The organism is Paenibacillus sp. Z3-2 (assembly GCF_054161325.1).
Genome location: NZ_CP096397.1, coordinates 1,980,709 through 1,992,060 on the forward strand (window position 1 = coordinate 1,980,709; position 11,352 = coordinate 1,992,060).

An 11,352-nucleotide genomic window follows, 5' to 3' on the forward strand; every position below is an offset into this window, starting at 1 on the left:
AGGAACATTGGACATGACCAAAGAGACAGTATTGCTCAAACCGGAAGCGATGATTTTTGACATGGATGGTACGCTGTTCCAGACAGAAACCTTGTTGTTGCCAGCCTACCAGCAATTATTTGATACATTGCGTGCCGAAGGGCATTTTGAAGGAGAAACTCCACCAGAGGAACGGATGCTCGGAAGCTTGGGCATGTTGCTCGAAGATATATGGAAAGTCGTTATGCCTGAGGCTTCGGAAGCGGCACATCGTCGTGCAGACGAACTGCTGCTTCAACTGGAGATTGAGGGGCTTGATCAAGGCAGCTCCCAATTATATCCAGGGGTGAAAGAAACGCTGCAAGCATTGAAAGACCAAGGAGTGCGGCTGTTTGTTGCAAGTAATGGGCTGGAGGACTATGTCAAGGGTGTTGCGTTTGCACACGAGATTATGCCTTTCTTTGAAGGCGTATATAGTGCAGGCCAATACAAGACTCCCTCGAAGATCAATCTGGTGCAGATCCTGCTGGAGAAGCATCGAATTCAGGACGCCTGGATGGTAGGAGATCGCTCCTCTGATGTGGAAGCTGGTAAAATGAACGGTCAGACGGTCATCGGCTGTGCCTATGCAGGATTTGGTCGTGATGAAGAGCTGGCAGGCTCGGATGCGCTGATCTCTGATTTTACAGAATTGCTACGTCTGTATGATGAAGCAGAATAAGCCAGTCAACGATTAAGAATGTCAGCAATCATACGAGAGCGCCCAACCCCGAGATGTGTCAGAGGGTTGGGCGCTCTTTTTATTCGTGATCAACAGATCATCTTTTTTTGCGTGCCTTCTTCAATGCAGATGTTCTGTTGCTTGCAAGCCGGGTGGTTCTAATTTTTTTGACCGGGCGACTGGCCTGGTTGCGGTACACCCATAAGGCATAGTCCAGCGGCTGAGTAATGGCCTTATAATAGATATCCCGCTCACCAATGCGAGCGAATACTTCACGTGCAGGCTTGGGATTAACTTCGAGCAAGTAAATCCGTCCGCTTTTGTCAATTGCCAAATCCAGTGCCAACTCGCATAAGTCCCCATACGTATCTTCCAGAAACGAAGCGACATCTATGCCGAATTTCTCTGCAGTTGTGTTAATTTCTGCGCGGAGCTCCTCATCAGCAATCCATTGTTTCATGAGTCGATGCATGGCTACAGCCTGACCGCCGCCATGCAGATTGGAAGTTACACTTTTCTCTGCACCCATGCGTCCTGCACATCCGGTAAGCTCCCATTGTCCTTCACCGTTCTTCTGAACGAGCATGCGGTAATCATGCACACGTCCATTCGGAAGCTGAAGTTGAATGCCCTTCTGCACAAGATATTTGTCTTTCATATTCCAGTGCTGGAGCAGTGCCCCGAGACGTGATAAATGGACTTTGCGTGGCGTGATAATACGACGCTTCTGATCCCGTCCCTGTACAAGCACCGTATTGGCCTCGCTACTGCTGCGTTCAACACGCAGAATACCACGTCCGCCAGTTCCGTTAATTGGTTTCAGGTAGACGAGAGAAGACGCTTTAAGCATCCGGTTCACATCAGACATATCCTGAAATAACACCGTTTCTGGCAGATGTTCACGAAAGTTGGCTTTTTCCGAAAGGGTCTGATGAATGGTCCATTTATTGCGCAGCGGCCTGTTCAGAAAGAGCAGATGCCCATACTTTTCACGAAACACAAGAAGTTGCTGGAATCTGCGGTTGCGTTGAATCCGGCAGCGATCAAAGATCAGATCCGGGAATGATCGCCATTCCCGTGACCAGCCTTTTCCCTCATGAAAAACCATCGCTTCAATCTGTTTGCCCCCCGGGTGTACGTCGGCAGGTGTGAACACATAGATATCGAGTCCCCGCTTGCGCCCCTCAAGAATCATTCTGCGATAGATGCTTCGTTCTTCAAGAGCGCGATGTTCATTCAAGTACAACGTCATGATGCCCAGAACAGGTGAGGACACAAACAATCACCTTCTTTTTGCAAGTATTCCTGTCTATCATCGTTTGGACTGACGGGCAAGATAGGCGCTGTAATGAAATATGCGTTCCAGTGACCGCCGTCTGATCTGTGGTTCATCGAACTTCATGGGCTTCGCATTGGCTTCAAAGAACCAGATTTCCCCCAGGTCATCAATGCCCAGGTCCATGGACATTTCTCCGAGCGTGTAACCCGATCCTCGTTCCACCTGTCTTGCGATCATCAATGAAGTGGATTTCACACGTTTCATCAGGGTGGTTGTCATTTCTTCTCCAAAAAGCTCAGTCAGCAGCTTCTCCGGATCCTCTACGCTACCACCGCGCGGCACATGAGTTGTAATGCTGCGGGAGCCAGCAAGTCTGGCACCTACACCGGTTACGCTCCACTGACCCTTGCTGTTCTTTTGTACAAGAACACGCAGATCGAAGGGACGTTTACGAGAGGAGGCCAGTTCAATGCCTTGTTGCATGATATAGGGCGTATGTCCGGTTTCTTTGCGAATTCGTGCCCATAACTTGGCGAGTGTAGCGGTCTTATAAGTCGTGCTTTTCCGTGTAGTCTGTATTTTCAGCCGATAGGGAAGGCGCTCTTTTTCCTGGAATTTAAGCATCATGATTCCTTTGCCAGCTTTGCCGCTCTCGGGTTTAAGGTACAGATAGGGATGTGTCCGCAGAACGGCACCCAGAGAAGAAGCGCTGCGCATTCGCCGGGTATGGGGGATTAATTGTTGAGTCGATTTGGATTTCTTGAGCCATTCGAACAGATTCCATTTATTGAAAAAGAATGGGTTATACAGTTCGATTCCCGATTGCATGCATTCGTCAATTTTGCGTTGAACGGAAGGCTTTCTTTCGTCTTCCCGGTTAGGAATACGATTGTAAAGCACATGGGGAAGGGGGAAAGGCTGTGAAACCCACTTTCCACTCCCCTTGTTGTACGTATATCCTTTTACGGTGGGACCACTTACATCCAGATCCCGCACAGTTACAACGTAGACCACATATCCCATACTCTCGCCAGTCTGCACAATATCCTGAAAATTTTGAAGATTCCCCCTGAATATCCGCTGATTATCATGCATGGTCAAAACAGCAATGACAGGTTTGAAATCATCATGAAGGCTCATCAAATGCCTTCCTTCTTCCGGAACTTGCTCAAATACAGGCAGTGTTCCAAAATGTGCTCCACCGACGATTTTCCCTCCACCCGGAGTGAAGGGTGACGGAAAATGGAGCGCCCGGGTTTGGCGTTCGCTTCGAACATCCATACATGTTCCTCCTGATCAATGCCCAGATCAAAGCCAATCTCACCAATCAGATGCTGGTGCTGAGTTTCAATCGCCTGGGCCAGTGTAATAGCGACGGACTTGGCATGTTGAAGAACTTCTCCCGCACGATCGCCGAAGTTGCGACTGAGCGCCTGCTCAGGAGTCATTAGGGAGCCACCATTTTTGATGTGTGTTGTGACGCTGCCACGCCCTGCTTTCTTGGCGCCAATCCCGACAACAACCCATTGATTGTTACCATTTTTGTGCATGTGAAAACGAAAATCAATTGGACATTCATCAATCTCAATCAACCGTATTCCCTGCTGAACGACATATCCGCGAAGTTGTCTACCATGTCTTCCCTGAAGCATACGCATCAGACTATTGAAAGATCCGAAGCGCAGGAGTGCGTTGCCGCCTTTTTTACGATAACGTGCGAAATATCCACGTTTGGGCGAATAGGTCAGGCGATAGATCCCGTTCCCCAGACTTCCGGCAGTAGGCTTATAGTAGACAAACTGATGGCGTTCCAGCATTTCTTTCATCTGTTCCACCGACGGATTGGTAATCGATTCAGGAATGTACCGTCCTGCTGTTGGCTCGTTTTCCAGCAAAGTATAGATATCAGACTTGTTGAAGAAGCTCCAGTTGAAGAACGGAATTTTCCGGCGGATGAATCGTTCCCGCAGCTGGTTGATCGCTGGTGAGAAGTCTGAGCGCCTGCTCGGCAATCGGTTGTAGACAACATCAGGCAGAGGTACTGTTTTGCGTGTGAAGCTTCCGTTATCATTCAGGAAAAAACCGGATACGGTCTCGTTCTGCCAATTGATATCCCGAGGAGTAAAGGCGTAAATGTAGGATTTACGGCTACCTTCACGGAGTAACTGTTTAATAAAACCTGTACGGGACCCGAAGGGGTTGGAGATTGTTGAAGGTCCATCAGAAAGCACACCGATCAGTGGACCTAACTGGACCTCATCATTTTGCAAGTTCCGGAGATAAATGCTGCCCCGTTTGGGAACGTTCATCAGATTGCGTATGCCTGTAGCGAGATAGAGATGTTTACCTGCTTTTTTGATTGGTTTGATCGTTGCAGGCACCCGGTCACGCCCGAAGCGAAGGTGCACCGTTTTTTTGCCGGACAGGTTGAGGCTCTTCATTAAAGCGTTGGATACATAAACCACTTTATCCGGTTGCTTGGTGAAATGCAGGTTGCAAAAGGTCAAACTCATGATTTATCCTCCTATCCTGAAAAGATCCTTGTGCTCCATGGCAAGCGGGCGCTGCGGGCCTCAGCCGCCGTGAATCGGGATGGGTTTCAGGCCAGCTTTGCTGGATGTATTCGGCATTTTCATTGGACGAATGACGTCCGTGAGAACATGTTGTTGTAACAGATAACGGGCATAGGCAAGCGGCCGGGTATAAGTCAGGACGTGCATGCGTTGGTCGCCCGCTTCTGCGAATGAGGCACGGCCTGGTTTGGAGTTGACTTCGATCAGCCAGAGTTTGCCCTCTGCATCTGCTCCGAAATCAAGTCCCAATTCGGCTAGTCTGCCGAAACGGTTCTCCAGCAGGTTGGGGATAAGAGCGGCAGTCTGCCGGATGTTCTTCAGCAGAGCTTCCGTGCGAACTGTTCCATATCGCTGGAGCAGATATGCGTGGGCAGGGTAGGCTCTACCTCCTCCGTGAAGATTGGACGTAAGCGAACCCTCGGGTCCCTCTCGCACCATACATCCGGTAAGCGTCCAGCGACCTTGCCCGTTCTTTTGCATAAGAGCCCTTATGTCGAACGCTCTTCCTTGATGGCTAAGCTCCAGATACGGCTGTACGATCATCTTGCGCTCAGCTTGCTGTAATTCCAGCCAGGAAGATACGGCCTGGGTATGATTAAATGTAAGATAAAAGTGCTCATTGTTCGCGTTGCGACCCTCCACGATCCAGGTTGATGGAATCGCGCCGTGAGACAGGCGAAAGGTATTCTTGCCATGCGTCCCTGAAAGAGGTTTGAAGAACAGTCCCATGGGCCAGCGTTCCAGCCATGTTTCCCAGGGGATATGCAATCCGATCCGGGTTGTGGGCGCAAGGCGTGCCCGCAATTCAGCATTCCGGGACAGCACCCGATGTACCTCCCATTTTCCTGGCAGGGAAGCGGACCAATAACGGTGTTTATACGAACCATTGGCGGATACCCGTTTCTCAATCTGTTGTCTGACGCTCCTGGGGAGGGGGCGAAGACAACGATCCATGATAAGGTCGAGTGCAGGAATAGGGACCGCCTTCCACTTCCCTTGGTGATAGGCATATCCCCATTGAAGAGGGGGATGGTCTGCATCAACCGATATCGGGATCACAATAACCTGAAGGGCATATCGCATACTTCCCACACTGAGACGACGGCAGAAAAGTTCATCCGTAAAGGGAGGCGAGCCTTCGGTTGCACGTACCAGAATGGCCAGTGTCTTGGTCTGAGATGATGGAAACATTACGCTGCACCTCTCTTCAATGGGAGAACTTTTCAAAACCCGGCCAAGAATGTAGAGTATTCAAGCATGGCTTTGACGGAAGGACGAATCTTGCTCTCACTCAGTGGTGTATTATCATTCTTGGAAGGTTTCGAGTTGACTTCGAGCAGCCATACGCGTCCAGTGGAGTCCAGGGCCAGATCAATACCAAGTTCTCCAAAGTGGGCAGGGATGGCACTCTCGATCCCTTTTGCGATATCCAGTGCTGCGGTGTGCAATCCTGCATATGCGGAAGCTTTGGCAGATCCGGACAACTGTGTTTTGGCAACAGCTTCCTTGACGGTGCTGAGACTTCCACCGCGTGCCAGATTGGATACGTAGTGACTCCCACCAGCAATCCGGGCTACGATGGAGGTTACACTCCATTTTCCCGTGCGGTTTTTTTGCACGAGCGCACGGAAATCCACGGGTCTGCCACTGTGATCAATGAGAGTCAGCCCTTGCTGGATCTGGTAACGCGTTGTTTTCATTTTCCCAGACATACTGGCATACAGTTTATCCAGAGAAGCATACGTTTGTTTCCGGGTACCCCCGACACCAGTCGCCAGAGTCAGGAAACTTCCGTCCGTCTGACGTGAGACCCGGATGATGCCTTTGCCCAATGAACCACGTACTGGCTTGAGAAACACAACCGGATGTCGATTGCACATCGTCTTGAGCATGGTGGATGTCTTGAGCAAATGCGACTCGGGAAGAACTCGTTTAAGCGTTGAAATGGACTTGAGTGCATCAAATACTTCGTTTTTGTCCAGAAACTTTTCGTTGAAGGTTTGCGTGCCGTAGAGCGATTTTACTTCTTTCATAAAATGCTGTACGCTAGGTTTGTTCTCAAGCTTGCGGGACGTTAGCCGGTTATTGACGACGTCTGCTACAGGCAGAACAGTCTTTTTCCAGCCGTCATCATACACCCAGCCTTTCATATAACCCGTTACCGCTCCAATATCCTCCGGTGTGAAAAAGGATACATAGGCGCCCTGCTTACGGCAGGCGTTCACCAGTTCTTGACAGAACATCGTGATGGAGCCAAAGGGCCGATCGGGCTGATCGGGATAATCCTGGCTAACCAGAACACTGATGTAGGGTCCAAGGCGAAGCGTACGGCTGGTTGAACGATAGGATACCCTCAGGACCGAACGTGGAACTAGACCGGTCTTGCTGGCAACCGTCTGATTGATGCGCAGGCCGTCATACCTTGGTACCGGAATGACAGTGACTTCTCGGCGGAAAGAGCCAAATTGCAGCTGAAGCGGCCTTCCTGAAGGGATTTTGAGCGCCTTGAGTACCCCTTCGCCCAGCATGATGACGTCGTCCTGCAGGATGCCCGAGCCGGTAACCTGAATCGTTACTTTTTTAGTGGACATCACGGATCTCCTTCCGGGCGGCAACTTGATGTCTAATCTCGAAGTTGAACGGCATCTGAACATGGCATGTGCTTCATCATATGAGGACATATAACCCTTGGTGATTGACCTATATGGATTAAATGCATTTGATTCGAAGCAGGTTATCGATGGCCTGTTTCAGATCGTCCTTGTTTGACAGCGGAGAAAAGCGTGTATTAACACGGATGAACAAACCAATCTGAGGAGGAATAATAGTGAACATTTATGACAAAGCCAATGATTTGGCCAAAGCACTGAGAGAAAGCAGCGAGGTGGAAGAGATTACTTCCGCGATGAAGCTGATTGAAACTGATCCGGATGCAAAAGCAATGCTGGATAACTTCCGTGATCAACAAATGGAATTGCAACAACGTATGATGAGCGGGGATATGCCGGCTCCGGATGAGATGGAGAAAATGGAAAAATTGTTTGAAGTACTGAGCTTAAATCTGAACATCCGTCGTTTGTTTGATGCCGAGCGTCGTCTCAGTGTGATCATTGAAGACGTGAACAAAATTATCGCAGACAGCCTGGGTCATCTGTATGGTGGCGCAGAAGCATAAACGCTTGTCTTGCTTTTCTTACTGAACCTTTCATATTACCTCCTTATCGTTCATAGACTAGACATATAGAGTCGATCAAGAACGAAGGAGCTGTGAATGGTGAAGAGGTTGAAAAAAGCAAAACATGTGATCTATCTGCTTATCGCGTTGTCGATGCTGGTTATTGCACTGCCGCGGATTTCCTTTGCTGGAGGAATGGACTGGGTTAATATTTTTGGCATCGTATGGGTGCTGTTCTCTTTATTAATCGTTGGCGCACATCTGCATTTTATTCTCGGTGTGGATGAGGAGAAGAAGCGTGCGCTGGAAGCCGTTCGTCGGGCGAAGCTGCGGCAGTGGGAAATGAAACTGATGGACAAGCAGGAGCGGAGCAAGTCTGTATAAAGGATAGAATTCAATCCGTATGCCAGGACCAACAGAGTTGGTTCTGTCTCTGGAACAAGACCGGATTCCCTTGCAATAAGGGGCCGGTCTTTTTGGTACATACAAGGATCAGGGATAAATCGGAAGATTGAATCCAAGCGGCCCATTTCCCGATAAGAATGGGATAGGAGATGGGGTTATTTTTCTAACGGCGTGTTATAATAGGTACAGTATAGTACAGATGCATCTTCGGGGGTGGTACAGATGGACGGACAGGAAGAGAACGTAACGAAGCATGAACAGTTACTTCAACATATTGAACAACTTAAAGTTGGCAGTAAAATATCGGTACGTGGACTTGCGCGAGAGCTGGGTGTAAGTGAAGGGACAGCTTATCGTGCGGTGAAAGAGGCAGAGAACTTCGGGCTGGTGGTGACCAAGGAACGAATTGGAACCGTGCGGATCGAGAAGAGACCTCGGGGCATGTCGGAACAGTTGACCTTTGCTGATGTCGTGACCATTGTGGAGGGCCATGTACTAGGTGGAAACGATGGCCTTGCCAAACCACTGCACAAGTATGTGATCGGTGCGATGAAAGAACAGGCCATGGCCCGTTATATTGATGCTGGAAGTTTACTGATTGTGGGTAACCGGGAAGATGCTCACTCGCTTGCCCTCGAACAGGGAGCTGGCGTGTTGATTACAGGTGGCTTCGGGACAAGTCGTGAAGTGAGAATCATGGCTGATGAGCTTGGGCTACCGATTATTTCATCCAGACATGATACATTCACGGTGGCTTCAATGATTAACCGTGCGATCTTCGACCGGTTGATTAAGAAAAAAATTATGCTTGTTGAAGATATTATCGGTCAGAAACCACGCCTGCAGGTGTTGAAGGTCACCAGTTCAGCCGCAGATTTTCATATGCTGGTGTCGGAGACGGGTGAACACCGCTTCCCGGTCGTGGATGAATGGAACCGGGTCATCGGAATCGTAAGTCTTAAGGATGTCAGTGAGCTTACGTCAGATCAGAGTATTGAGAAATGCGTGATACGCCGCCCGATTACGGCCTCACTGCAGACCTCTCTCGCTTCTGCTGCCCAGATCATGACGTGGGAAGGCATCGACTTTCTGCCCATCGTGGATCGTAACCGCAAACTGATTGCGTCCGTCACACGCAAGGAAGTGCTGCAGGCCATGAGAGATGCCCAGAAGCAGCCCCAACTGGGAGAGACGTTTGATCATCTGATCTGGAATGGGTTTGCCGAGGAACGCGGAGAACAGAACGAACTGTTATTTCACGGATTCATCATCCCACAGATGGCGACGGACCTGGGCACGATTTCGGAAGGTGTCCTCTTGAATGTGATGACCCAGGCTGGCCGGCGGGCAGCCTGGGATGTTACAGGGAACGACCATGTGGTGGATAATGTGACGACTTATTTTGTGCGACCGGTGCAGATTGAAGATCAGATTCTGGTTCGACCGGTTATTCTGGAAACCAGCCGTCGAACGTGCAAGATGGACATTGTGGTTACCCGCGAAGGCAGTGTGGTATGTAAAGCGGTCATGACATTGCAATCCATTGACCATGCCTAACAAGGGGAATTACCCCAGGCATAGTGCAAGAGAGTACCCCCTAACCCGAGAAGATCTGCTGATTCCGCTTAAGTGCGTGTTCAGTCTTCGTCTGGTGTAGGGAAGTACTCTCTTTTTTTACACAACGATAAGGTTCTAGTGAATCATGCAGATTGTCCTGAGGTTTTGCTCGTTTCATTCTGCGAACGTTGTTGAAGCCGGGCATAATAACTGCGGTTGCGTATTCCAGCGAATACATTGTATGCCCCCATAATTAGAAATAGCGCTTCCACAATGACAGATACGGTAGAACCCGTGAAGACAAACATCAGGATCAGGGCAAGGATAATAAGCATGCCTCCCATCCAGATATTCGTCCAAGAGCGGTAAAGACCAGCGCTGGCGGCATCCGAGGTTCTGCGTGAACGAATGCTGTTCAGTGCGGCAAAGACCATGGCAACAGCAAAGATAGCGATCAGAGCATATTTGAGTACATCGATGAACACCAAGACGCAGCTCCTTTTCTGGAAAGCTTTTACTGCCCTTATTGTACCATGCAGTGATGGGGACAAGGGCAGTTTTTTTGCTATTATCCCATCATTATGCAGGAACGTGCAGGCGAATCTGTACCCATACTTGCAGCACGCCTTCCATAACCAGCATCGTTTTAACCTGAACGGTATACTCTTTTTCCCGGACCGTATATACTTTCTGATTCAGCATGATTCGCGTCATTTTGCTATACTCGTCGATGTTGAATACATCTCTGCCCCGAAGTACCTCAAGTTCGTCCCCGAGCTTCTGTAACATCACTTTCAGAGAAGCCTCGTCCGGGCCCTTATCGGATTCTTCTGCACGGACCTTGATTTCCTTGATAACGGTTTGGCGTTTACTGTATTTTTTCAGCGTTTTGATATCCTCCTCATTCTGATGCAGCTGAAGCTGCAGCTCCTGATTGTTCAGCCACAACGCATTGTAACTCAGGTGAAATACACCATTGTAGACGACACATCCAGCGATCATTCCCAGAACAAATACAGCGGTCATTCGCATCAGCGGGCGGTAACGGGAGAATGGCGGAATTCTCATGAACGCTGTTCCTGTCTCATGTTAGCTCCGGCCTCCGCCGCACACCCATTTCACCAATTCGGTTCCCATATGCGCACCCATAAAAGCAGAGATTAGATACAGAATTTGTTTGACCGCTGGAGACAGGTTCCCATCCAGGAAATTGCTCTCGATGACACGCATGGGATCGATGGTGCCGCCGACAGCAGCTGCGAGTGCCCATATCTTTATTTTCCCGGAAATATCGAGCATCGTCTGTGTCGGAGGCTGAAGAGAGATCACTGCTCCAATACCTCCGATCATCGCGCCGCCCAGCACGATCCCAAACGCAATAAAGAAATCAAGAATGGCTTTGGACAAAAATGTGCTCATTGGCAACACCCCTTTCAGACCCAGCAGCACACCTCCTGTCGTTGGTCTGTAACAGGGGGAGCGGCTTGTACTTCTATTGTATGGGCGTGCCCCCGAGCGTTATGATAAAATAGAATAATAAAGTCCCTTTTAATAGGGGAATCCATTTTTTTATTTATCGAATTCATATACATGAGAAAGATAAGGCAGCAGACGGATCAGAAGATCGATGTTGCTATTATCCGCGGCGAAAGGAAGAAAAAAA

12 protein-coding genes are annotated in these 11,352 nt (G+C 49.3%); 4 read left to right on the top strand and 8 right to left on the bottom strand.

What is annotated here, in order from left to right:
• Nucleotides 1-13: 13 nt before the first annotated feature.
• Nucleotides 14-700, top strand: a complete 687-nt coding sequence (locus M1D71_RS08865) for an HAD family hydrolase (RefSeq protein ID WP_458126140.1) — start codon at nucleotides 14-16, stop codon at nucleotides 698-700.
• Between the two features lie 97 nt (nucleotides 701-797).
• On the opposite strand, the gene M1D71_RS08870 is transcribed toward M1D71_RS08865, so the two are convergent.
• The 5 genes from M1D71_RS08870 to M1D71_RS08890 are packed head-to-tail and all read right to left on the bottom strand — an operon-like array spanning nucleotide 798 to nucleotide 7,143.
• Nucleotides 798-1,976, bottom strand: a complete 1,179-nt coding sequence (locus tag M1D71_RS08870) for a YheC/YheD family endospore coat-associated protein (RefSeq protein WP_458126141.1) — start codon at nucleotides 1,974-1,976, stop codon at nucleotides 798-800.
• Between the two features lie 36 nt (nucleotides 1,977-2,012).
• Nucleotides 2,013-3,119, bottom strand: coding sequence for a YheC/YheD family endospore coat-associated protein (locus M1D71_RS08875; protein ID WP_458126142.1), 1,107 nt, complete (start codon nucleotides 3,117-3,119; stop codon nucleotides 2,013-2,015).
• On the bottom strand, nucleotides 3,119-4,492 hold the full coding sequence (locus tag M1D71_RS08880) for a YheC/YheD family endospore coat-associated protein (RefSeq protein WP_458126143.1): 1,374 nt from the start codon (nucleotides 4,490-4,492) through the stop codon (nucleotides 3,119-3,121). The genes M1D71_RS08875 and M1D71_RS08880 overlap by 1 nt, the downstream gene beginning before the upstream one ends.
• Nucleotides 4,493-4,552: 60 nt before the next feature.
• Nucleotides 4,553-5,743, bottom strand: coding sequence for a YheC/YheD family endospore coat-associated protein (locus M1D71_RS08885; RefSeq protein ID WP_458126144.1), 1,191 nt, complete (start codon nucleotides 5,741-5,743; stop codon nucleotides 4,553-4,555).
• Nucleotides 5,744-5,775: 32 nt separating this feature from the next.
• Entirely contained in the window at nucleotides 5,776-7,143 is a 1,368-nt protein-coding gene (locus M1D71_RS08890; protein WP_458126145.1) for a YheC/YheD family endospore coat-associated protein, read from the bottom strand.
• Nucleotides 7,144-7,379: 236 nt separating this feature from the next.
• On the opposite strand from M1D71_RS08890, the gene M1D71_RS08895 reads away from it, so the two are divergent.
• The 3 genes from M1D71_RS08895 (at nucleotide 7,380) to M1D71_RS08905 (ending at nucleotide 9,689) form a co-directional block, all read left to right on the top strand.
• Nucleotides 7,380-7,727, top strand: coding sequence for a YlbF family regulator (locus M1D71_RS08895; RefSeq protein ID WP_169478704.1), 348 nt, complete (start codon nucleotides 7,380-7,382; stop codon nucleotides 7,725-7,727).
• Nucleotides 7,728-7,823: 96 nt separating this feature from the next.
• Nucleotides 7,824-8,111 (top strand): hypothetical protein, encoded by a 288-nt coding sequence (locus M1D71_RS08900; RefSeq protein WP_458126146.1) that lies wholly within the window; start codon nucleotides 7,824-7,826, stop codon nucleotides 8,109-8,111.
• Between the two features lie 243 nt (nucleotides 8,112-8,354).
• Nucleotides 8,355-9,689, top strand: coding sequence for a DRTGG domain-containing protein (locus M1D71_RS08905; protein WP_458126147.1), 1,335 nt, complete (start codon nucleotides 8,355-8,357; stop codon nucleotides 9,687-9,689).
• Nucleotides 9,690-9,832: 143 nt separating this feature from the next.
• Here the strand turns inward: M1D71_RS08905 and M1D71_RS08910 are convergent, their stop codons facing one another.
• From M1D71_RS08910 to M1D71_RS08920, 3 genes are all read right to left on the bottom strand, one after another.
• Entirely contained in the window at nucleotides 9,833-10,174 is a 342-nt protein-coding gene (locus M1D71_RS08910; RefSeq protein WP_458126148.1) for a YtpI family protein, read from the bottom strand.
• Between the two features lie 94 nt (nucleotides 10,175-10,268).
• Nucleotides 10,269-10,757: a DUF334 domain-containing protein gene (locus tag M1D71_RS08915; protein WP_145319569.1), complete on the bottom strand. Its 489-nt coding sequence runs from the start codon at nucleotides 10,755-10,757 to the stop codon at nucleotides 10,269-10,271.
• Between the two features lie 21 nt (nucleotides 10,758-10,778).
• On the bottom strand, nucleotides 10,779-11,108 hold the full coding sequence (locus tag M1D71_RS08920) for a YtrH family sporulation protein (RefSeq protein WP_026081169.1): 330 nt from the start codon (nucleotides 11,106-11,108) through the stop codon (nucleotides 10,779-10,781).
• Between the last annotated feature and the right edge of the window lie 244 nt (nucleotides 11,109-11,352).

Bases quoted from the DNA above. Each gene is read 5' to 3' on its own strand.
- M1D71_RS08865 (WP_458126140.1), top strand. From the start codon at position 14: ATGACCAAAGAGACAGTATTGCTCAAACCGGAAGCGATGATTTTTGAC.
- M1D71_RS08875 (WP_458126142.1), bottom strand. From the start codon at position 3,119: ATGAGCCTTCATGATGATTTCAAACCTGTCATTGCTGTTTTGACCATG.
- M1D71_RS08880 (WP_458126143.1), bottom strand. From the start codon at position 4,492: ATGAGTTTGACCTTTTGCAACCTGCATTTCACCAAGCAACCGGATAAA.
- M1D71_RS08885 (WP_458126144.1), bottom strand. From the start codon at position 5,743: ATGTTTCCATCATCTCAGACCAAGACACTGGCCATTCTGGTACGTGCA.
- M1D71_RS08890 (WP_458126145.1), bottom strand. From the start codon at position 7,143: ATGTCCACTAAAAAAGTAACGATTCAGGTTACCGGCTCGGGCATCCTG.
- M1D71_RS08900 (WP_458126146.1), top strand. From the start codon at position 7,824: ATGGTGAAGAGGTTGAAAAAAGCAAAACATGTGATCTATCTGCTTATC.
- M1D71_RS08905 (WP_458126147.1), top strand. From the start codon at position 8,355: ATGGACGGACAGGAAGAGAACGTAACGAAGCATGAACAGTTACTTCAA.
- M1D71_RS08915 (WP_145319569.1), bottom strand. From the start codon at position 10,757: ATGAGAATTCCGCCATTCTCCCGTTACCGCCCGCTGATGCGAATGACC.
- M1D71_RS08920 (WP_026081169.1), bottom strand. From the start codon at position 11,108: ATGAGCACATTTTTGTCCAAAGCCATTCTTGATTTCTTTATTGCGTTT.